The sequence below is a fragment of the Bradyrhizobium sp. PSBB068 genome (assembly GCA_016839165.1).
In the GTDB taxonomy this organism is placed as follows: domain Bacteria; phylum Pseudomonadota; class Alphaproteobacteria; order Rhizobiales; family Xanthobacteraceae; genus Bradyrhizobium.
This window is the reverse complement of sequence record CP069300.1, coordinates 5,502,061-5,524,476: the sequence shown is the minus strand read 5'-3', so window position 1 is coordinate 5,524,476 and position 22,416 is coordinate 5,502,061. Positions and strand designations below refer to the sequence as shown.

Here is a 22,416-nt window from a genome sequence, read left to right as displayed (position 1 = left end):
TCACGTTCGCGCCTATGATGGAAATCTCATCACAGCCAGCGTGTGCAGGCATACCGAAGTGGGCTAGCGGCGCCGGGGTCACCGCTGCAATAGCGACGTATCTTGCTTCTCAGTGTGCTGGGCTTCACCGTATCTCTCACGCACTCGGAGTCTGAAGTCGGCATCGCCGTCATGCATTGAGTGAGTGTCTGAAAGCGACATGTTCGTTTGCCCTGGTCCAACAAGCAGAAGCGATTGGTGTAAACTTCCGGAGGTTTCAGTGTGGCTTCCGAAATGCCGATAACTGCGACAATCGCTGTTCCCACAACCACGTATGGCAACCCTCGTTTGTAGCTCAACGCGACGGCTCCCTTAGCACTCGCTGCGATGCAGAAGCAGCTGCTTCACCGGAACGGTATAGCAATTTGCCATATCCCGTATTGCCGAGACGCACGCCAATTCCCAAGCCGAACGCTCAAATGCGCAAGGACCCGTGTGGCCGCTCTGAAGTTAGCATGCAGTATCACAAACACCCTGGTCTTCGTCTACGTTGCGCGTTGTGTTTTGATCTGGAAGTAGCGACGGCGCCTCAATGCCAGGCCTTGAGCCTTGCTTGCGACAACAACCGCGTTCGAAGTCTTTCGACGAGGCTCGGATTCCTGCGCATCTGCGTCAATAAATCCACCCGGTGGTGTCGATGGCCCGACGCTCGGACTCTGGATATAACTAGATGAAGCCACTCGCCCGCTCGGCCTACCTAACGCTATGAGCACACCGATTGCGGTGCTTCTCGTGCTAGCCAGGATCGCACTGGCGAGAAGGTCGAGGTATCCGGTCGTACGAAAAAAGATGCTTCAGCCGACTCCTTCTGGGAGCCGGCTGAACACTTCGCGTGAAGTCTTCGCATTCGTCAGCCGGTTTCCCGTAATGCTGTGACGAAAACGGGCTTTGGAAAATACGCGCCGCGCCGGGAACGGCTTGTTCAAGCGCCTTCTAACTACGAAGCACAGCGGAAACTCTGAGGTCTTCGTAGAGGCAGTTCCTTAGGTCGCCATCGCTAGGGGCATGGGTGCCTCCTTCCGTCGTAACCGATATACGTCCCGGTATTCGGATCGTACGAGCGATACCTCTGTGCGCAAAAGTTGGAAGCAGTGGCAACATCGTAATCATCGTGGAGCCAATCGTCGTAGCCGTCACCATAGTAGGGCCAGCCAAGGTATGCGCCTGATACCAAAGCGCCGCCAAGTCCTAAGCCGCGCGCGTACGCCCATCGGTGGGTGCGATTGTGATGGAATCTGCCAGCACCGAGCCGATTCGCATCGACGTGATTTAGACGACCAAGGCCCATCGCAGATCTGTGAAGAGTGCCAGCGGCACGAATTCCTGCTGAAGAGGCTCGAAAGCGTCCGGTGCCGCCGAAATGCGCGCCACCACCATGAAAGCCTCCGCCGCCACCATGGCCACCGCCGCGAGAGTAAGCTGGCGCCGCCGTTGTCAAGATTACGACAAAGATAGCCCCGCAAATCGTCATGATCCGATCCATCGTTATTTCCTTTCATTCATGAGAGTCTTACACGCTTGCTGGATCCGTCGCCCGCTAAGCGATCGTGCAACGTCGCCGCGGGACGCCGCTGCTCAGATTTTGTTTTCAATCCTTCTTCATCGCGATCTTGGTGTCAGTCCTGACCCGTGCCCAATCAGCCTTCAGCTTCTGCATGAACGAACTCCGGAGCGTGTTGTGGCATTCGCTGATGATCATCGGCGCCACGTCTCGGTGCCTTCGCGCTTCTCCACGCCTGACCAGGATACTGCCGCCTGCAACGACGTTTCGACTACGGGCGCAGCGCGGCGCGCGCATTGGTGAGCGCCCGATGGCAGCCAGCGGAGTCCCCGGCGTCGCTGGCGGCGCGAGCCTGAGCCAATGCATCGAGCGCCTGTTCGAAGCCCCGCCGATGGCTGCCTTCGGTGGCCGCCAGCGATCGCGGCGTCGGCTGATAACCGCGCAGTGCGTCGAGGCTTTCCGACTTCCATCCATCGGTTCCTGCTTGTCTTTCGATGGCGGCGTCGATCTGTGCCTGAACGCGCGCGATTGAAGGAGCGCACGGACTGGCTTGGGCGGAGGTAGCGGCCAATAGCGCGGTGATGGTGGCGTAGCAGTTCGTGCTCCTGGTCATCTTGCTCATCCTCGAAAGGGCGGTCGCGGTCAGTGTTGTCTACTTGCAAGAGGAATAGTTGCTGGTCTTTCGCAAAAGAACGGAAAGAGCGGTTGGACATGTTTGCGTCGACAGAATCCCGTCCGAAGATCGCGTGCGTTCTTCGTTCGCAAACGATGAGACTCAATTTGCAGGCTGTGCCGACGGTGGGCGACAGCAGGCGTATCGGCCTAGCGAAGTGGTCGGCGACAGACTCGGCTTCGTCTTCAGGTGCCGTGTTTTCGCGACAATATCGTTCGTTCGGGGGAGACGGAGGTTGGCCGCGTTGGTAGGTCGGATATCTCGATGTGTACTTTAACCGACAAAGTGACGGAGAACCGACGATGCAACAGTTCGCGCGTGTACTAACAGACAAAGGCGCCGTTCCGGTAATTCTGAAAGGTAGTGAGCACCTCGACCTGCGGCCCATTGTTTCCGACATCAACCCGGACGCGATAGCTGGAGGTGCTTTAATCAATGTCGATACCTCTCGCCTCTCTCCGATCGCCGGTGACGTCACATACCTGGCGCCAATCGATGGCATTCGGCAGATCGCGGCGACGGGCTTCAACTACAAGAAGCACATCGAAGAATTCAAGATGAAGCCGCCGACGGAACCTGAGGTGTTCTTGAAGGCGATCAGCTCACTGACGGGACCCTTCGATCCGATCTCTCGTGGTCCTAATCAGAACGTGAAACTTGACTGGGAAGTCGAGTTGGCAATCGTGATCGGGCGGGAAGCGAAAGATGTCAGCGCTGCCGCCGCAGCCGACTACATCTTCGGTTACGTCTGTGTGAACGACGTTTCGGATCGCGCAACGCAGGTCGATGAAGAAGGTCAGCAACACTTGGTGCGCGCCAAGTCGCGACCGGGATATTCCCCGATCGGACCCTATTTAACGACTGGTGTCGATGGAATGCAGCTCGATATCTGGACCAAGTTGAACGGAAACTACGAGCAACGTGGCAATACAAGCGACATGCTGTTCGGTGTCCCCGAGATGCTTGCCTACTTCTCATCGCACATGACGTTGCTTCCCGGCGACATTTTGGCAACGGGCACGCCGCCTGGCGTTGGTTTCGGTAAAAATCGCTTCATGAAGGTAGGCGATGTGCTGGAATGCGGTATTGCCAATCTCGGCTCGCAACGTCACGAGATCACATCTTGATGCGGTAGATGGGAGTCGGCCGCGCGCGCCGTTACGTTGCCCTTAGTGCCGCAGAGGACGGGAGGTTTTGTGGCCATCATCAACATCAACATCAACGGCGCGACGCATGACGTGGACGTGCCGGCTGATATGCCCTTGCTGTGGGTTATTCGCGATGTTCTCGGTCTTACCGGTACGAAATTCGGTTGCGGGATTGCCCAATGCGGAGCATGCACCGTGCATGTCGGCGGGCTTGCGCTTAGATCATGTGTGCTGTCAATCGGTGACGTCGGCGCGCGCCCAGTGACGACGATCGAGGCGATTGGCGCCACTACCGAAGGCTCAAAGGTGCAGGCAGCCTGGCTCGAGCACGAAGTCATTCAGTGTGGATACTGTCAATCAGGTCAGATCATGACTGCTGCGGCACTTTTGAAGCATGTGCCAAATCCGACCGACGCTGACATCGACGCGGCAATGTCGGGGAACATATGCCGCTGCGGCACCTACGTGCGTATCCGACGAGCGATCCATGCCGCCGCGGTCAATACCTGATAGGCTTGTCATGATAAGTGAAATTTCTCGTCGGTCGGTGTTACGAGCTGGAGTAGCCATCGGCGGGGGGCTTCTCCTCGAAATGCGCCTTCCCGAGTTCGCGTATGGATCTGAACGTTTAGTGGATGGCGGCGAATTTTCTCCGAATGCGTTCATTCGCATTGATGGAAGAGGAGCCATCAGCTTCATTATGCGCAGTGTCGAGATGGGCCAAGGTATCTACACGGCGGCCGCCATGCTGATCGCAGAGGAACTCGAGGTGCGTCTTGATCAGATCGAAGCGCTGGCGGCTCCGGCTAATGAGGCGCTATACACCGACCCGATCCTGGGCCAGCAGGAAACCGGCGGGTCTGCATCAACGAGGAGTAGTTGGATTCCACTTCGCCAGGCGGGTGCAACCGCTCGAGTTATGCTGATCATGGCGGCCGCAAAGCGGTGGGGGGTTGTCTTCGAGGATTGCGTAGCGCGACAAGGGATGGTCACCCATTCCGCAAGCGGACGCAGCGCCTCGTATGGGGAACTCGCGGAAGATGCGGCGCGACAGCCCGTTCCGGACAATGTGCCGCTCAAGCCAGCATCAGAGTTTAGGCTGATAGGCTCATCGGCTCACCGACTGGATAGTGCGGCAAAGGCTAACGGGACGGCGACTTTCGGAATTGATATCAAGGTCCCTGGAATGAAGATCGGGACAGTTGCTGCCTGTCCTGTCAGGGGTGGTCGCCTTGTTTCTATCGACGAAGCCGCGGCCAAGCGCGTATCCGGTGTCCGCGACGTCGTTCGCCTTGATGATTTGGTGTCGGTAATCGGCGACAACATGTGGGCTGCAACGCAAGGCCTGGCCGCCGCAAATCCCCATTGGGATGAGGGACCGAACAAGAGTGTATCAACGGAAGATCTGATCAAGGACTTGGACACTGCGTCCCGGCAGCCGGGCGTCGTGGCAAAACAAGAGGGAGACCCTGTCTCCGCCATTGCGGGTAGCGTCACACGGATCGATGCTGTGTACCAACTTCCCTTTCTGGCCCACGCTCCAATGGAGCCGATCAATACGACGATACACATTCGAGCCGATGGTGCGGATGTGTGGGTGGGCACACAGGTCCCGGTTCGCGCGCAACTTGCCGTCGCGCTCGTTACCGGTTTGCCCCAAGAGTCGATCAACATTCATAATCAGTATTTAGGTGGAGGGTTCGGTCGTCGTCTCGACGTAGACTCGATCCATCAGGCAGCACGAATTGCAAAGCAACTCCCGTATCCGGTAAAATTGATTTGGACTCGCGAAGAGGACATCCAGCACGACCTGTATCGACCCTATTACTACGATAGGGTCTCTGCGGGGCTCGACGCACAAGGCAATATCTCCGGATGGACCCATCGTGTGACCGGATCGTCCGTCGCGGCCCGATGGCGTCCATCCAGAATGCAGAAGGACGGCCATCTTGATCCAGACGCCGTCTTAGGGGCCACCGAAACCCCGTACGAACTACCAGCAACTCTGGTCGACTACGTTCGTTGCGAACCTCGCGTATTCGACACGCTATGGTGGCGCGGCGTTGGTCAGACGCACAACGTATTCGTCGTGGAAAGCTTGATGGACGAGCTTGCTGCGGCTGCATCCCAGGATCCGGTCGACTTTCGGCGCAAGTTTCTAAAAAAGAATTCTCGCGGCCGCTCGGTGCTTGATCTCGCTGTTGAGAAGTCCGGATGGGGGAAGCCGCTTCCCAAGGGCTGGGGCAGGGGGGTTGCGCTGCAATTCTCCTTCAATACTCATGTTGCCTCGGTGCTTGAGGCGGAGATCTCCGGAGGTGAAATACGGCTAAGACGTGTGCACATTGCCGTAGATTGTGGCCCAGTCGTCAACCCGAATATCATTGAAGCACAAATGGAAGGAGGGATGATCTTCGGCCTGACCATGGCACTTTACGGCGAGATTACGGTTACGAATGGTCGGGTCGATCAGAGCAACTTCAATGACTATCGCATGCTTCGCATGAACCAAGCGCCTGAAATATCGGTCCATCTAGTGAACAATCCTGATGCTCCAATCGGTGGGATCGGGGAGACGGGTACCGTGGCGGCGGCACCGGCACTGGCGAATGCGATCTATTCTGCGACTGGTCGGCGTCTGCGCCGTATTCCGTTCGCACAGCAGGTGGCCCAGACACAATGAACATCAGATTCTGGGACAGCTTTGGCAGGAAAGGTCGGGCCTTGCGCGTCATGGGGGCATTCGCAATTGCCATCATTGCGGCGCTATGTGCCGGTCTGACGTGGCGTCTGCTCGATCGTGATCCTGAAGTCGTTGCAGCCGACGTCGAGTCGTCACCTGCCTTGATTGCGAAGGGAGAGTACCTCGCGCGAGCAGCGGACTGCGTCGCCTGCCATAGTGCACCTGGTCGCGCGCCATTCTCTGGCGGGGTCGCGTTTCGCCTTCCGTTTGGGACAATCTATTCGACTAATATTACTCCGGATCGAGAGACTGGGATCGGGTCGTGGAGCGACAATGATTTTGTACGTGCGCTCCACCGCGGAATTGCAAAGGATGGAACCTATCTTTACGCAGCATTTCCATACACGTCGTACACCGCGATGAGGCGTGAAGATGCTGTCGCAATCAAGGCATATTTGTTCAGCCTTCCGGCGGTTCACGCGCCACCACGAGCCAACAGTCTATCGTTTCCCTTTAACCAACGTTGGTCAATGGCGATATGGAATCTCCTATTCCTCAAAGACAGACGATTCCGACCGGACCCGAGCTTGAACGATAGAGAAAATCGTGGAGCGTATTTGGCATCGGCACTCGGTCATTGTGGCGAATGTCACACCCCGAGGAACATGGCGTTCGCCCTTGACAACTCTAAGAAATTCGCAGGGGCCATCGTCGAAGGATGGCGTGCTTACAACATTAGCTCGGATCAACGCTTCGGCGTCGGCGGCTGGAGCGATAATGCTCTCGCCGAATACCTAAGCAGTGGGCACGCGGCGAACAGGGGATCCGCGGGCGGGCCTATGGGAGAGGCGGTGGCCGACAGCCTGCAGTATCTGGCATCTGGGGATGTTGACGCACTGGTGGCATACTTAAAGCGGATCTCACCGCAATTAGGGCAGCGAGGGTCCGAGATCAGCCTCTCCTCGCCAGCGATGGCGGTATCAAGCCCCTGGGGACCGGGCATTGAAGAAGATGCAGACGGGTTGGGACGACGAATATTCGAGGGCGCATGTGCAAGTTGCCATCAGTGGAACGGCAATGGACAGCAAACATCGTACGCCGCGCTCGCAGGTAGCCAGACTGTTAACGACCCTACAGGTACTAACTTGATACAGATACTGCTCACGGGTGCAGACCTAGCTTCGGGTAAAGTCAGGGCATATATGCCGCCGTTTGGCAAAGCATATTCCGCGGAAGAGCTCGCCGCGGTATCAAACTACGTCATTGCTCACTTTGGCGGAAAGCCTGGTCTTGTTACTGCCGAAATGGTTCGCCAGCGGAAAGCCAATTGATGCCGACGTATAGTGCCGCCAAGCTGCGCTGTACGAAGCGTGTGAGCGTCGGGCAGATCGTATAGGTGGCACGCGACGGTTCGGTCATCTTCATCCGCCTGTAGCGACGGCTCCTCCTGCTGGCAGCAATCGAACGCGAAAGGGCAACGAGTGCTGAACCGGAAGCCACTCGGAGGACTCATCGGACTGGGCACATCGCCGCCCAAGCGATGCGCTTCCGTGCTGCATCAGGTTCGGGCACCGGCACGGCCGACAGCAGTGCCAGAGTGTAGGGATGGCGAGGCTTTGAAAATATCTGCCGCCTAGTTGCGACTTCAAGACTTCAACAAATTTTCCTAGATACATCACCGCGACGCGATGCGTCATATGTTCCACAATAGCTGCAAAGGATTCGTCCTCTGGCGGTCCGGAATACATAGGGGACGCATTGAGAGGCAGCGAGCAGAGTCCTGAGGACTCCTCAACTTGACAGGTAGGCTTCGCGGGTTAGAGGAACGGAACTAAATAATGCGTAGCCTGGAGAGAGTCCCACATTCGCTTACGAAGGTCGCTGCCGACACGGCAAATGCCGATCAAGCGGTTGGCCAAAAAATGGGCCGCCCGCTGGGGGGGGAGCGGACGGCCCAGTCGGCTCGACGGTGGGAGGAAGCGCGTTCGAGCCTGGCAAAGGGCTGGGGGTAGCCCTCATCGTCTTGTCTATATTGGATCGCATGGAGAGTATTTCACATCCGACTGGAACTATTGAACTCGCATGATTGGCCTTCTATCAGCAGTCAGGTGGATCTCGACTCACGCATAATATGGCCTCAGCACCCAGCTTCATTGGCTACATCAAACTTTTGATCGTCACGCTTGTGACCTTTCGTCCGTAGTGCCGCTCAATTCTAGAGTTGAGCGCGCCTAGCTGCGTGGTTGGCGGGGCTACTAGGTAGCTCCGAATTTGGGGTGCGGAAATCGCGAGCGATATTTTTCGGCCTCATACTACAGCATATCCCGCGCAGGAGCTGAGCTAGTGATCGCAGTCAGTTTAGCATTGTGGCGCGGTCTTGCGCTGAGGCTTTCGTCAGGCGAATGGCATTGTCGCTAGGGACCCGATACTTGGCCGCACCCACTAAGCCGTCGCGGGTTGCCCCGCTTTGGTAGCGATCGCCAAAGGTGTGGACGTGCAATCGCGGAATTGCGTCTCGCCCTTGGAAAGACCGAGAAATGACGCCTTGCTATAGAAACCCACCCTTGGATGCGCACCAAGGGGTCGAGCGGCAGTTGGCCGCACGATCGTTGACCGATTTAGAACGTGAAGAGGTGATTAGATGGGGTTTGGTGAGCAAACCGGCTCGGCGAGAGTTGCGCGTCCTGAGAACGGATCCGTATCGGACCATCTGCTACTGCGCGAGTTCAGTCACCGAATAAACAATGAGTTGTCGTCAGCCATCAGTCTTATTTCGCTCGCGGCAAAGCGTAGTCAAAACAGTGAGGTGCAAGCGACGCTTGCTGCCGTGCAGGATCGGCTTCAAGGCTACGCTAGTGTCCATCACTCGTTGCAGATGCCGGAGTGCAGCACGACTGTCGAACTGACGAGCTACCTTCAAAAGCTGTGTAAGGCTCTCTGTCGTTCGAAGCTTGAGAGCCGGAAGATTGAGCTGGCATTGTCTCTCTGTCCCGTGTGGATCACTTCCGAACGTTGCTGGCTATTGGGAATGATCGTGTTTGAGCTAATTACGAATTCTGCGCGGCACGCGTTCCTGAGCGGTACGGGTAAAATCGATCTGGAACTGTTCACGACGAGTAACATGATCGCATGCCGGATCAGTGACAATGGCGTGGCTCATCCAGGCGCTGTGCCTGGCCGAGGACTGCGGATCGTTGCAGCTCTTGTCTCTCGCTTACATGGAACAATCGACGTGAAATCTGGACCTCAGGGAACTAGCTCGACCGTGATTTTTCCGATGACCTACAATGCTGAGGCTTGCCCCGCAGGAGCAGATGTAGGGCGGATACTCCTCGGCTAGGTCGTCGGCACGGCAGTGCCGATCGACCCGAGGCATTTCAGCTAGGAGCCTTGTTTGGTATCCGGCGTGGGTTCAATCAACGAAACGGGCGGCGTGCGCCATCCTAGGGTCGATATGGGCCGCGCACGGCTCACTGATCCAAGACATTGCTGCACCTCGATTACGATCCGGCACACGTGCCGAGAATAGACGAGAGAGACACGACGATCACCTCAGAGCCGTAACTTACGCTCTATGCCGTGGCGCAGTGTCCTGATCATGCGATTTGGAAATAAGGTGGCCGCTTTGAAGTCGGTCATCCCTGTTGTTGATGTATTGTTTACCGAGCTGAAGCGCTTGCGCTGACACCAGGACTGCGCACTAAGCCGTCCGAGGGACAAATTAGCCGAGTAGGCGATAGGACACAAAGTGTGCAATGATCGCAATCATCGGTGTCGCTCAGGCCTCGGCGCTTACATCTTGTGGCCGCGGCGTGCCGTGGGTGATCGGAAGTGATACATAAGATAAAAGACTTTCGGCTGCCTAGGTCGTCAGTCATGCGTTATGTCTTCGCCGTCACGTCGATACTTATTGTGACTGCTGTCGCGTTGGTACTGCAATCATACGATTTGCGTGACGCAGAGCTGCCGGCTCTCGTACTCGCGATTGGAATCGTCACTTGGTACGCGGGCAGTGGTCCCGCTGCAGTTGCCGTTGTGTTAGCTGCAGCGACCTTCAACTACCTGTTTGTCGAACCAATCTATACATTCTACGTATCTGGACAAGACTTGCCCTATTTCGTGATCTTCGTGCTTTCCGCAGTAACAGTGACGTTCTTCAGCAGCGTCCGTCGACGCAGCGAAGAAAGCCTTCGTCAAGCGCGCGACCGCCTCCAGATCGAGCTCGATCAGCGCCAGCGGCGGGAGGGTGAGATACGTAGGTTAAATCAGGAGTTGACGTTGCGCGCGTCGGAACTGGCTGCGGCTAACAAGGAGCTAGAGTCGTTTACTTATTCCGTTTCGCACGACCTCCGCGCGCCGCTGCGTCATCTTGTCGGGTTTTCGGAATTATTACGCAAACATGCGTCGAGTTCGCTGGACGAGAAAGGCCAGAAGTATGTCGAGACGATCTTCGATGCTGGAAAGAGAATGGGCAGCTTGATCGACGACCTTTTGACGTTCTCCAGAATAGGGCGAACGGAAAGCAGGATGGCTACCGTTGATCTACAAGGGTTGATCACGGAAGCGATTGCGGAAGTTAAGCAGCAGACGAATGGCCGAGACATCCACTGGGAGGTTGGCGCGTTTCCCGCCTGCCATGGAGACCGCTCACTTCTAAAGCTAGTCATGCTGAACTTGCTTTCCAATGCAGTAAAGTTTTCGAGCCTTCGAAAGCCGGCGAGAATCGAAGTGGGCGCATTGGAGGGGAGTGCGACTTCGGTGGAGATCTATGTGAAGGACAATGGTGTTGGATTCGATATGGAATACGCGGGAAAATTATTTGGGGTGTTTCAGCGCCTGCATCGGACTGACGAGTTCGAAGGCACAGGAATTGGCTTGGCAACCGTTCAGCGTATCGCCCAGCGGCATGGCGGATCAGTGCGCGCAGAAGGGGCGGTTGATCGTGGGGCGACGTTCTATGTTTCGCTGCCAAGGGAAAAGTGTCCAGTGGAAAGGGCGATAGACGCATCATGCGCGAACTCAGGCGAATTCTGATCGTAGACGATGACCCGAGAGACGTTGAGTTGACGTTCACGGCTCTCGACGAATACAAGCTCGCCAACGAGGTTGTTGTCACTCGAGATGGCAAGGAGGCGCTGGACTATCTTTGTCGTCGAGAGGGTTTTGCTTCGCGAGCCGAAGGCAATCCGGCAGTGATCCTATTGGATCTGAAGTTGCCGAAAGTCAACGGTCTGGAGGTATTGCAGAAGATTAGGTCCGACGAACAATTCAAGATGATTCCGGTGGTCGTGCTCACCTCATCGCACGAAGAAAAGGACGTGTTGGATAGCTACCAGCTTGGTGTAAACGCATACGTGGTCAAGCCAGTCGATTTTCACGAGTTTGTGGATGCGGTTAAGGAACTCGGATTGTTCTGGGGGATCGTGAACCAGCCTCCCCCCGGAAGTGCAAAGAAAGCCCTATGAGTACGCGGACCGTGAAAATCCTACTGCTTGAGGACGATCCAAACGACGCTGATCTGATCGAAGCGCTGCTTGCCGAGCACTTTAGGTGTCATGTGATCCGTATCCAGAGCCGCGCGGAGTTCTTGACGGCGCTCCAAGATGTCGGCAACTCAGACTTGATCCTCTCCGACTACAAGCTTCCGTCGTTCGACGGACTGTCCGCATTGCATTTGGCGATGAGTGTCCACCCCGGCCTACCGTTCATCTTCGTTTCTGGTACTCTCGGCGAAGAAGCGGCTATTGAAGCTCTGAAAGTCGGCGCCACCGACTATGTGTTGAAGAGCCGGCTGTCGAGACTCATCCCAGCTGTTCAGCGTGCGCTGCGTGAGGCTAGCGATCGGGCCGCACGGCGAGCAGCCGAGGACGCGTTGCGCCGGAGCGAAGCAGAGCTTCGCGGCATCATCGATACAATACCTTCAATAGCATTCACGGCTGAGCCCGATGGACGAGGTATTTGGATAAACCACCGGTGGGTCAAGTACTCTGGATTGACCGTCGAGGAGACGGCGGGCGCGGGTTGGCAATCGGCGATTCACTCGGATGACCTTTCTGAACATATCGTCAAATGGCAGCAGTCGATGAGAAGCGGCGAGCCATTCGAGAACGAGGCGCGTCATCGTAGTGCGGAGGGTGACTACCGATGGTTTCTCGTGCGCGCGGTGCCACTGCACGATGAGCAGGGTAGGATTCTCAAATGGTACGGAATTTTGACTGATATCGACGACTTCAGACGTGCGGAACTCGAGCGCGAGCGATTGCGTCATGAACTTGCCCAGATGAATCGCGTCAACATGATGGGAGAGTTAGCTGCGGCACTAACGCATGAAGTACAGCAGCCGATCGCGGCTGGAATCATTAATGCCAAGGCGTGCAGACAGTGGCTGCTCGCACATACGCCTGACATCAATGAAGCGCGCGCAGCCGCCGAGGCCGTAATGACGAGCTTATCGTTCGCGACTGACATTATTGGGCGGGTGCGCGCTCTCTATGGTCATGGAAGATCAGAGCGGGAATTGGTCAACGTCAACGCTTTGGTTCGAGAGATGACCGGTGTCCTTGACCCGGCTGCGAGACGCTGTCTCGTCCTATTGCGGAACGAGCTCGATTCAACTGTTCCCGACGCGTTGGCGGATCGCGTCCAGCTACAACAAGTGCTGATGAATTTGATGTTAAACGGCATCGAAGCCATGCAGGGGACCGGTGGTGAACTGAAGGTGGAGTCGGGGATGACTCATGATGGTCAATTGCTGATATCGGTGAGTGATACTGGCTGTGGACTTCCGGCTGGCGAGCCTGAGCACATTTTTAAGCCGTTCTTCTCGACAAAGGCGCAAGGTACTGGCATGGGATTAGCCATCAGTCGGCGTATTGTTGAGTCCCACGGCGGCCATTTGTGGGCATCTGCAAACGGGGATCAGGGCGCAATTCTCCGGTTTACGTTGCCCAGTAACAAGGGAGGGGGGTGATCCTCCGGAATTTCGGCCAAGCGTCCCCGTCCTTGTCATCTCAAAGCATCGCGACGAACTCGAGCGATTGATTCTTCGATACCTCGGTCTGCTGCCGGGCCAGGAATGCTTGTCGGTCGGCGGGCCGTTCGACGGGCCGCGGTTATTTGCGGGAGTCCGCCTCGTTGGAGGGGCACCGAGATCATCTTCGGATGTCGAGTGCGTCCTCGACTAGCGAGACGCCCGTGATGACGGAGACGGTTGATGGCTCCGCGTCCTTCGACAGAGCCTGATTGTAGCGCTCAGATATCTTCGATCAGATCTCTTTACTTGCGAGGCGATTTCTACGAGCTGTTAGCTCGCCAAGCGGCCGCTGCAAGTATGTGAGCTAGCCTCATCTGGATTGCAACAAGCTGATTCTGTCTAGCGACGTGTCTGCCGCCCGCGTTCGTACGTCCGTCGTCTATGTGAGACGAGGAATGATCGCTTGCTTGCGCGATGTTGCGGTCGCGTCATTGAATTGCGGACAGAACGTGTATGTCCGCAAAAGCCGTTCTTTCGAAGAAGCCCAGGGCACGAAACTCTCATAGGCTTGCAGGCCTTTAGGGACGCGATCGCACGGCGTTGCGATTGAACTCACGTCATCGCCGAAAACAAGGAGAGGTCGCTATGTTCGCGAAGGTTGCAGAGATGTTCGTAGAGAACCTCACGGCAGCAGGCGTTAGGCGAATCTGCGGAATCGTCGGCGACAGCCTGAACGGATTGACGGGCGCGATCCGGCGCGACGGCAGGATCGAGTGTGGTCGCATGCGCCACCAGGAAGCGGCAGCCTTCGCAGCGGGTGCGGAAGCTCACTTGACGGGAGAGCTCGCTGTCTGCGCCGGAAGTTGCGGTCGAGGAAATTTACGTCTTCCCGCACCGCCAGCCATTACGCTCGACATGGCAAAGAGCTTCTCGCTCTACATGTTGAAGGCGCTGTTCAACGGTCGCGGCGAGCATCTCGTTGATCTAGCCAAAACCAATCTGTGGTCGTGAACAAAGGAAAGTTCTCCCATGGATCCTACGGCATTGCTCCTCTCGCGCATTCAGTTCGGATTCGCGATTTCGTTTCACATAATATTTCCGGCCTTTACGATCGGCTTGGCTGCCTGGCTTACCCTGCTTGAGGCACTGCACATTCGTACGGGCCGTAGAGCATATCGCGTTCTTTTCGAGTTTTGGCTCAGGATATTCGGTGTTGCGTTCGGGATGGGCGTGGTGTCGGGCATCGTTATGGGATTCCAGTTCGGAACGAATTGGAGCGAACTGTCTAGGATGAGCGGGCCGATCCAAGGGCCGCTGTTGTCATATGAGACGTTCACGGCCTTCATGTTGGAGGCGAGCTTTTTCGGCATCCTGATGTTCGGCCGTAGCCGAGTGCCAGCGTGGTTCTACCTCCTCTCAGCAGCAATGGTATCGCTTGGAACGACGTTGTCGGCATTTTGGATCATGACCAACAACAGTTGGATGCAGGTCCCGGTGGGCTACGCCGTAGAGAACGGCGTATTCGTTCCTGAAAGCTGGTCGAAGATCATTTTCAATTGGGTGGTCCTCGTCCGCTTCGTCCACATGCTGCTCGCTGCGTATCTGACCAGTGCATTCTGTGTGGCCGCAACAGGCGCTTGGTATCTGCTGCGCTCCATCCACCTCACCGAAGCGCGGGTGATGGTGCACATGGGTCTTGGACTCGCGGCAGTGCTCATCCCCATTCAACTCCTGTTCGGACATTTGGTCGGTGACTACGTCCATCAGCATCAGCCGGCAAAGTTCGCCGCTATCGAAGCGCGCTGGCATGACGAACAGCCAGCAAGCGAGGTGCTGCTCGCTTTGCCGGATCCGGCAACGGAGACCAATCGATACGAAATTCGGATCCCGGTCCTCGGTAGCATCATCGCGAGCATGAGTCTCTCGTCGAAGGAAGTCGGATTGACGAGCTTTCCGGCTCAGGACAGGCCGCCTGTCCTTGCTCCGTTCTTTGCATTTCGGATCATGGTCGGCTGTGGCATGATCATGCTCGTGCTTTCCTGGTTCGGCTGTTACCTCGCGTTCAAGCGCAGGCTCGAAGGCAGCCGAGCTGTGCTCTGGCTCATCTTTCTCAACTTCCCACTACCATTCATTGCGATCCTCACGGGCTGGTATACGGCGGAAATTGGCCGGCAGCCGTGGACGGTCTATGGAGTTCTGCGCACATCGCAGGCTGTCACACCATTTTTGACGGCAGAGGCGGCCTTCGCGACGCTGGTGCTGTTCGGTGCTGCCTATGTCTTCATATTCTCATTCGGCGTTTACTACATCTATAGGTTGTTGCGCGCCGGTCCGCATGCTGTTGCCGCTGAAACGCCATATGGCGCCCCGTCGGGCATCTCCACCGTATTTGGTCAAGGGTCTGGTGCCCGTTCCGAGTTGAAAGCAGGAGAATGATGATGGTGATGTTCTGGGTTGCGGTTCTGTCCATCAGCACTTTGATTTACCTGTTGCTCGACGGGTTTGACCTCGGCGTGGGAATCTTATGCGGTGCCACGGCCAACGTGAACCATCGCAGTCAGATGTTACGTGCAATCGAGCCCGTCTGGGACGGAAACGAGACTTGGCTGGTGGTATCCGGGGTCATTCTCTGGGGAGCGTTTCCAGTCGTTTACGCTACTCTGCTGTCGGCATTCTACTTGCCAGTCATTGTCATGCTGCTGGGGTTGATCTTGCGCGGAGTCGCGTTCGAGTTTCGCAATCAGGGAGAGGGCACGCGCTGGATATGGGATATGAGCCTTACGGGCGGATCTTTAGTTGCAGCGTTTGCGCAGGGGGCCATGGTTGGCGCTTTGGTCGAAGGACTATCGTTCACAAATGGGCAGTATTCCGGCGGGACGTTCGGCTGGGTCTCGGCGTTCTCAGTCATATGCGGTGTTGGACTTTGCTTTGGTTATGGTTTGCTTGGTGCCTGTTGGCTTGTCCGAAAGTGCGACCGCGAAGTTCGTGATGTTGCGCGCCGTCATATCTGCGTGCTCGCCATCGCAATGACGGTGTTTCTTATAGTCGTCTTCATACACGCTCTCTTTGAACACTTGACCATTCTTCATCGATGGCTCGAGCGGCCCTATCTTTTCATTTTTCCCGCGATTGGTGCAATCGCGGCCGGCGTTCTCGCGCGAAGCGTCAAGCATCACGATGACTATTGGCCTTTCCACATGGTAGCGCTGGTGTTCGTGGCAGCGTTCGCCACGCTAGCCCTCTCGTTCTGGCCTTACATGATACCGTTTGAGATCACTATTCGTGATGCTGCTGCGCCGCATGCGAGTCTCGCCTTCATGTTCTGGGGTGCGGGCTTGTTCGTGTTTCCATTAATGCTGGTCTACACTGTCGTTTCTTTTCGGGTGTTCAGGGGCCGAATTCAGACTTGAGGTGCTGAAATCGCGTTGAAATCGCCCGGTATCTTGTATCAAGGATGGCGAGACGACACGTCGGAGGGTCGTCTCGCCCGTGTCTTTCCATGCCTACGTTCACAGGCTGAGTTTTGTGAACGGAATGAACCGCGCAGTCCGGCTGAACTGGACCTTCCGTCCGAAGCTCGCGCTGCGCGCGTAGAGCATGCAAACGTACCAAAGCGTCGATCCTGCGTGGACTTGCTGAGTGTGGAAAACTTGAACAGACCGGGAAATTGATCTCTCACGGCAAACCACAGCCTGGCTGGGACGCGGTCCAACTCGGACTATCGACCGTCTTGGGTTCGACCGAAGAGTTCGGTGCGCCATTCCCACGTTCTAAGACCGATTTCGCGAGTGGGCGGCGATAGATACCAAGGTTTCGAACGCCGACTCACCTGTAGAATGGCGCAAAACGGCATCTGCTCTTTATTGTAGTCTCAGACGGTTAGGACCTGTCTTCGGCTGATGCTGAGATATCGAGCGATGCTGGGTGCGCTTGGATGGTTCTGACTGTTGGCGACAACAAGAGAGGATCGTTCAAAATGCAACCAGTACCCATAGCCCTAGGCGAGTTCACTCTCTCGCGCGAGAGAGTTGACATGGGCGCGGTCCTTCCGCCGGCGGAAAAGGAGGAGTCTCTGCACTTCAGCGGCCTTGCCGATGAACGGAAGTCTGGCAAAATTCGCGATGACAGCCAAGGCATTACGCTCGCTTTTCAGCACCTGAATGTGGTGTTGGCGATCGCCGCTCGCAACGTTGCCAAATTGGGCGGAATGGCCATGCCATCGGTCCTCTATGACGTGTTAGCAGACGATAGCAATGATCCAGTTGTAGTCAGGCTGTCAGACGCTCTTAGGACCACTCAGGCAATGGAAAGTGGCGATGCCGGCATACAAGCAGATGCATTGCGGCTTGCTATCGTAGCCAGGATGGTCGGACTGCACTTCAATTCGGGATATCCCGATGAAGAGAACATTGAAGCAGGCGCGCCCTGCCGGCCAAGTCGCGCGCTGCAGAGATGGCGCCTCAAGCGGGTTCTCGAATACATTGATAGTCATTTGACCGATAAGATCTCGCTGCAAGATATTGCTGCAGCCGCTGGACTAAGTCGAATGCACTTCGCGTCGCAATTTCGAGCAGCCACTGGAATGCGTCCTCACGACTATCTGCTTCGTCAGCGAATACGGCGGGCCGAGCATCTTCTGAGCCAAACCGATCTGTCTCTTGCCGAGATCGCCTTGACTGTAGGCTTTCGTACTCAGGCCCACTTCACTAGCGTGTTCAAACGCTTCATGAATAATACGCCGTATCAATGGCGAAGTGCGCGCCGCTTGAACGGTGTTGCCGAAAAATAGGCGTACTCCGCCTATGAGCTGGAGTTCAAGAGCCGCATCTTTTTCAGCTCCGCCGCTGCCCACCAAAGCATATGCCAAACGGTTGAGCCGTCGCTCAACAGGCGTCCCACTATCGGTGCGGAGACATTCGGTGGTGCAGCCGCGGCGTCGACGACTCAAGGTGATTCATCGTGAAAAGTATTTTGCGCACGCGTTGGCCCGCAACGACGTGCTTTGGAAGAAAAATGCGTCCATCTCGGAAGAACATAAAGCGCAGCATCGATATGCAAGACTTCTGCCGACCAAATGCGAGGAATCGAATGGCCGATCTGACAACGAATATTCCTCTGTCCTTGAAAATGGCCCTGGACGCTGAGGTGGCAAGGATCGGTCGACCTTTGTCGTCTGTCGTAACAGCTGCCTTATCAGAATTCCTTGGCGTATCGATCCATACGCTGTTCCAGGTCTCGATATCAGGTGCCTTGGTGGCAGGCGTTTTCGATCGAGAAGTTAGCGTCCGATCGATCCTGGAGCATGGAGATTTCGGGCTGGGCACTTTCGCGCACTTGGATGGCGAATTGGTCGTGCTTGATGGCCGAGCGTTTCAAGTTCTGGGCAGCGGACGAGTATCGGAAGCGACTGCGGGCGCTGGCGCACCTTTCGCGGTGGTCACGCGCTTTCACCCAGACGCCGAGGCCGACATTGGGCCTGTGGCAAGCTTCAAAGAGTTGGAAATCTGCTGCGACAAGTTTCGCAGCTCTGGAAACATCTTCTACGCAATGCGATTGGATGGGCATTTTACGCGTGTTCGCACGCGGGCCGTCAATCCGCCTCCGTCCGGCGGGCGTCTTGTCGATGCCGCGAAGACGCAGAGCGAATTCAGTTTCGCGGACATCGACGGAACTTTAGTGGGGCTGTGGTCTCCTGGCTTCTCAAGTGCGTTTAGTGTTGCGGGTTATCATTATCACTTCATCTCGAAGGACCGGCAGCACGGCGGGCATCTACTTGATGTCGAGGCAAAGTCGCTTCACCTCGGCTTTGAGCCGCTAACGGAGTTTCATCTTGCGCTGCCGGAGTCAGAAGCCTTTTTGAAGGCAGATCTTAGCAAGAACACAGCCGAGGAGCTCGCTTATGCCGAACAAGCCCACTGAAAGCCGCCAAGCCCAAGCGGTGGAAACTAGGGCGCAGACCGGGGCTGAACTGGTAGTTCGAACTCTTGAAGCTCAAGGCGTTACGCACGTCCTTGGAGTCTCCGGAGCCAGGATCGACACCGTCTTCAATGCTCTTGCCGATTCCAAGATTAAGACAGTCGTTTGCCGCCACGAGCAGAATGCCGCATTTATCGCGGGTGGTATCGGGCGCATGACTGGAAAGGCTGGGGTGACACTCACGACCTCTGGCCCAGGCATCTCGAACCTTACGACTGGCCTTGCGACGGCGAATTCCGAAGGGGACCCGGTCGTCGCGCTTGGCGGATCGGTACCGACGTCTGATGCATTGAAGCAAGTGCACCAGACGTTGGATGCTGTCTCTATCATGAGGCCAGTGACCAAGTTCAGTGCGACGGTCGGCGCTCCCGACCAGTTGGGTGAGGTCCTAGCCAACGCGTTCCGCGCGGCCGAATCTGGGCGGCCTGGCGCTGCTTTCGTCAATCTGCCGGTGGATATCATGACCGCTCCGTGCGCGCACGAGCCTTTAGAAGTGCCGGCGTTTTGTGGCCTCGGCCCCGCCGATGCCAATGCAACCAGGGAGGCTGCACGTCTCATCAACGTGGCGTCCAATCCGGTGGTTCTGTTGGGCATGTTGGCCAGTAAACCATCCAACAACCGTGCTTTGCAGTCATTCTTGACCAAGGGAAACTTGCCTGTCGTCGGTACTTTCCAATCAGCAGGTGCCGTAGGAGCAATGAGTTTCGAGAATTTCGGAGGGCGCGTCGGTCAGATCGCGAACCAGCCGGCGGATCGGCTCCTCGAGGCGGCCGATCTCGTGATCACCATTGGATACAATCCGGTAGAGTACTGGCCGTCGCTTTGGAACGGAAAGCGAAAGCGTACGATTATTCATGTCGACGTGTTGCCGTCTGATCTCGACAACTGCTACTCGCCAACTGTGGAGCTGACGGGCAGTATCGATCAAACGTTGGAGACGCTAACGCCAGCAGTCAAGCGAAGCACGAGATCGCCGCTGTCGTTGGAGGTCCTCGATATGATCGTGGCCGAGCGGCAATTTCTGAGAACCGAGAGCGCGCTCCGGGGTGGCACGCCAATCCATCCCATGCGTTTGGTGCATGACTTGCAGCAATTCGTTGGAGGAGACACGACGCTCTGTCTCGACATTGGATCGTTTCACCTCTGGTTTGCACGACATCTCTACAGCTTTCGGCCTCGCCAGGTCCTCATCAGCAACGGTCAGCAGACGTTGGGGGTAGCGCTTCCGTGGGGTATCGCCGCTTCCCTCGTAAGGCCAGCCGAGAAGATTCTCTCTGTATCGGGAGACGGCGGCTTCCTTTTCTCCGCTATGGAGCTCGAGACCGCAGTGCGCTTGCGCGCGAATCTGGTCCACATGGTCTGGATCGATGGCTCCTATAATATGGTGGCTGTCCAGGAGCAGCTCAAGTACGGCCGGACCACTGGTGTTGATCTAGGCCCTGTCGATTACGTTCGGTACGCCGAGGCGTTTGGTGCGAAGGGCCTCATGATCGAGGAGCCGAATGATATCGCGCCGATTATGAGGAAGGCGTTTGAGACCGAGGGGCCAGTCATTATTGGTGTCCACGTCGACTATCGCGACAATCACAAGCTGTTTGAGATGGTGCACGCAGGGACCTTTCATTGAACTGAGCGATAGAATCGAAGCAGATGGTCGCCGGCAGTCGCCGACGGTCGGGATCGAGGCCGGTTGTGCTGATTAACGCGATCATGTGATTTCAAAGCGATGGCTCGATTGTAACGGCAATACCCAACGCCATCGATTGCGGACCCGATGAGCGCGCAACATTGCTAAACCGGGGCGATGGCGTGCGGTCGTGCGTGAGAACGAAGAGTTCGCGACGCACTGGTTTGCCGGCCTCCTCCATCCCTGTAATCTTTTGCCTGGCGCCGCCCCGCGATTGGGTCGCAAGACGGGTCTACTGGGCTATCTCACTTGGGGCGCACGATAGCGTGATAGGCGGCCTCCTTCTCAAAGGCATGCCGGTCGTCTACGCACGTCTTGCAACAGCGGAATCTCAATCGTGCTTGAGGAGGGCAACCTGTTCGAGCAGGCAATCGTGTTGCGGGATATACCGTTTTGGCCTAAATTGGCTGACTGAACCCTGATGAGGGCTGCGTAAGCCTGAAGGGGCTTCGTTGGAATAGTCAGCCGCGCGAGAACACAAGGTGACGCAGCGCAAACCGTCGATGAAGACTGTTGTTGATGAGTCGCCCGTGGTGTTCGTCGTGGATGACGACGACTCGATGCGCCAAGCTCTATCGAGGCTTTTTCTCTCTGTAAAATTGCGCGTCGAAGCCTTTGCATCGCCGCAGCAGTTTCTCGGGAGTTTACGGCCCGACGTACCGAGCTGCCTCGTTCTTGACGTTCGCCTTCCAGGGTTGAATGGTCTCGACTTTCAGGCTGACCTGGCGAAGACTGATATCCGGACTCCGATTGTGTTCATCTCAGGTCATGGAGATATTCCAATGACCGTTCGAGCGATGAAGGCAGGCGCGATCGATTTCCTTCAGAAGCCCTTCCGTGACCAGGATCTATTGGATGCAGTCGCGGCGGCGATCCGACGGGATCAGGACCGGCGTGACAAGGAGCGTTCGATTGCCCGGTTGAAGACGAATTTTGAAACCTTAACGACTCGCGAACGAGAGATCATGACGCTTGTGGCTAGCGGAATGATGAGCAAGCAGATCGCAGTCAAGTGCGGGCTCAGCGAGATCACCGTAAAAGTACATCGAAGCCATCTTATGAGAAAGATGGGAGCAAGAACGGCGGCTGAGTTGGTCAGGATGGCGGAAGCTCTCGGCGTCGAACCTACTTCGTTCAAACCATCCGGCAATCGAGCCTCAAGCTGAAGGCTATCGCACCGGTATTTCTTCAATCGAGAATCGGAAGAGTGGTCCCCGATACGCTACTATCTCGAAACCTAAGTATCGTATTTCGACCTGTAGTGCCTGTGCTAGCCTGCGATCGCGGCGGTGCCGAAGCGGGACGGCCCTTATCCGGTAGGTTCTCGGGAAGGGTACTTGCGTGAAAGGTGAAACGGTTTCGATTATCGATGACGATGAGTCGTTGCGCTCTGCGGTCGTCCGGCTGCTGAGATCCATGGGATTTTGCGCTGAGTCCTTTGCGTCTGCGCACGAATATCTCTCGTTGCGTCGGGCAGATGACACGCTTTGTCTGATAGCAGATGTTGAAATGCCCGGCATGGGCGGAATTGAGTTGCAGGAGCATTTGATCACCCTTGGATACGAAACACCCATCATCTTCATTACCGCATTTCCCGAGGATCAACTCAGGGATCGAGCAATGAGGGCGGGTGCAGTCGATCTTCTTGCTAAGCCCTTCGATGAGACGAGATTGCTAGCATGCATTCAGAGAGCCTTACTCAGAAAGCGCAGCGCATCAGATAACAGGCGCTCGTAGTT

19 protein-coding genes and 1 pseudogene are annotated in these 22,416 nt (G+C 56.3%); 16 read left to right on the top strand and 4 right to left on the bottom strand.

From position 1 onward, the window contains the following. Positions 1–1,036 precede the first annotated feature (1,036 nt). Both JQ507_25775 and JQ507_25770 read right to left on the bottom strand, forming a co-directional pair. Positions 1,037–1,522: a BA14K family protein gene (locus tag JQ507_25775; protein QRI68312.1), complete on the bottom strand. Its 486-nt coding sequence runs from the start codon at positions 1,520–1,522 to the stop codon at positions 1,037–1,039. Between the two features lie 289 nt (positions 1,523–1,811). Then, positions 1,812–2,153 carry a hypothetical protein gene (locus JQ507_25770; protein ID QRI68311.1) on the bottom strand — a complete coding sequence of 114 codons (342 nt, stop codon included), beginning with the start codon at positions 2,151–2,153 and terminating at the stop codon, positions 1,812–1,814. Between the two features lie 362 nt (positions 2,154–2,515). On the opposite strand from JQ507_25770, the gene JQ507_25765 reads away from it, so the two are divergent. The 4 genes from JQ507_25765 (at position 2,516) to JQ507_25750 (ending at position 7,372) form a co-directional block, all read left to right on the top strand. Then, positions 2,516–3,340: a fumarylacetoacetate hydrolase family protein gene (locus JQ507_25765; GenBank protein ID QRI68310.1), complete on the top strand. Its 825-nt coding sequence runs from the start codon at positions 2,516–2,518 to the stop codon at positions 3,338–3,340. 75 nt (positions 3,341–3,415) lie between these two features. After that, complete coding sequence (locus JQ507_25760) at positions 3,416–3,871, top strand: (2Fe-2S)-binding protein (GenBank protein ID QRI73513.1); 456 nt, start codon at positions 3,416–3,418, stop codon at positions 3,869–3,871. 10 nt (positions 3,872–3,881) lie between these two features. Continuing rightward, positions 3,882–6,041, top strand: a complete 2,160-nt coding sequence (locus tag JQ507_25755; GenBank protein ID QRI68309.1) for a xanthine dehydrogenase family protein molybdopterin-binding subunit — start codon at positions 3,882–3,884, stop codon at positions 6,039–6,041. Beyond that, positions 6,038–7,372 (top strand): cytochrome c, encoded by a 1,335-nt coding sequence (locus JQ507_25750; protein QRI68308.1) that lies wholly within the window; start codon positions 6,038–6,040, stop codon positions 7,370–7,372. The genes JQ507_25755 and JQ507_25750 overlap by 4 nt, the downstream gene beginning before the upstream one ends. Here the strand turns inward: JQ507_25750 and JQ507_25745 are convergent. Both JQ507_25745 and JQ507_25740 read right to left on the bottom strand, forming a co-directional pair. Next, on the bottom strand, positions 7,309–7,578 hold the full coding sequence (locus tag JQ507_25745; protein QRI68307.1) for a hypothetical protein: 270 nt from the start codon (positions 7,576–7,578) through the stop codon (positions 7,309–7,311). The two genes, JQ507_25750 and JQ507_25745, sit on opposite strands and share 64 nt — an antisense overlap. Further along, a pseudogene (locus JQ507_25740) lies at positions 7,551–7,789 on the bottom strand (hypothetical protein). The gene JQ507_25745 and the pseudogene JQ507_25740 overlap by 28 nt, the downstream one beginning before the upstream one ends. Positions 7,790–8,682: 893 nt before the next feature. On the opposite strand from JQ507_25740, the gene JQ507_25735 reads away from it, so the two are divergent. From JQ507_25735 to JQ507_25680, 12 genes are all read left to right on the top strand, one after another. Further along, on the top strand, positions 8,683–9,381 hold the full coding sequence (locus tag JQ507_25735; protein QRI68306.1) for a sensor histidine kinase: 699 nt from the start codon (positions 8,683–8,685) through the stop codon (positions 9,379–9,381). A gap of 536 nt (positions 9,382–9,917) precedes the next feature. Beyond that, positions 9,918–11,075, top strand: a complete 1,158-nt coding sequence (locus tag JQ507_25730; GenBank protein ID QRI68305.1) for a DUF4118 domain-containing protein — start codon at positions 9,918–9,920, stop codon at positions 11,073–11,075. Further along, entirely contained in the window at positions 11,051–11,506 is a 456-nt protein-coding gene (locus tag JQ507_25725) for a response regulator (GenBank protein QRI68304.1), read from the top strand. The genes JQ507_25730 and JQ507_25725 overlap by 25 nt, the downstream gene beginning before the upstream one ends. Further along, entirely contained in the window at positions 11,503–13,011 is a 1,509-nt protein-coding gene (locus tag JQ507_25720) for a PAS domain-containing protein (protein QRI68303.1), read from the top strand. The genes JQ507_25725 and JQ507_25720 overlap by 4 nt, the downstream gene beginning before the upstream one ends. 648 nt (positions 13,012–13,659) lie before the next feature. After that, positions 13,660–14,025 (top strand): hypothetical protein, encoded by a 366-nt coding sequence (locus tag JQ507_25715; protein QRI68302.1) that lies wholly within the window; start codon positions 13,660–13,662, stop codon positions 14,023–14,025. Between the two features lie 18 nt (positions 14,026–14,043). After that, a complete protein-coding gene (locus JQ507_25710; protein QRI68301.1) occupies positions 14,044–15,450 on the top strand; it encodes a cytochrome ubiquinol oxidase subunit I in 1,407 nt (468 codons plus the stop codon). 2 nt (positions 15,451–15,452) lie between these two features. Continuing rightward, a complete protein-coding gene (gene cydB / locus JQ507_25705) occupies positions 15,453–16,424 on the top strand; it encodes a cytochrome d ubiquinol oxidase subunit II (protein QRI68300.1) in 972 nt (323 codons plus the stop codon). Positions 16,425–16,948: 524 nt separating this feature from the next. After that, the gene (locus JQ507_25700; protein QRI68299.1) at positions 16,949–17,803 is read left to right on the top strand and encodes a helix-turn-helix transcriptional regulator; all 855 of its coding nucleotides are present in this window, start codon (positions 16,949–16,951) and stop codon (positions 17,801–17,803) included. A gap of 299 nt (positions 17,804–18,102) precedes the next feature. Further along, the gene (budA, locus tag JQ507_25695; protein QRI68298.1) at positions 18,103–18,933 is read left to right on the top strand and encodes an acetolactate decarboxylase; all 831 of its coding nucleotides are present in this window, start codon (positions 18,103–18,105) and stop codon (positions 18,931–18,933) included. Beyond that, on the top strand, positions 18,914–20,617 hold the full coding sequence (gene alsS / locus JQ507_25690) for an acetolactate synthase AlsS (protein QRI68297.1): 1,704 nt from the start codon (positions 18,914–18,916) through the stop codon (positions 20,615–20,617). The genes budA and alsS overlap by 20 nt, the downstream gene beginning before the upstream one ends. A gap of 563 nt (positions 20,618–21,180) precedes the next feature. Next, the gene (locus JQ507_25685) at positions 21,181–21,843 is read left to right on the top strand and encodes a response regulator transcription factor (protein QRI73512.1); all 663 of its coding nucleotides are present in this window, start codon (positions 21,181–21,183) and stop codon (positions 21,841–21,843) included. A gap of 175 nt (positions 21,844–22,018) precedes the next feature. Continuing rightward, positions 22,019–22,414: a response regulator gene (locus JQ507_25680; GenBank protein QRI68296.1), complete on the top strand. Its 396-nt coding sequence runs from the start codon at positions 22,019–22,021 to the stop codon at positions 22,412–22,414. The last annotated feature ends 2 nt before the right edge of the window (positions 22,415–22,416 follow it).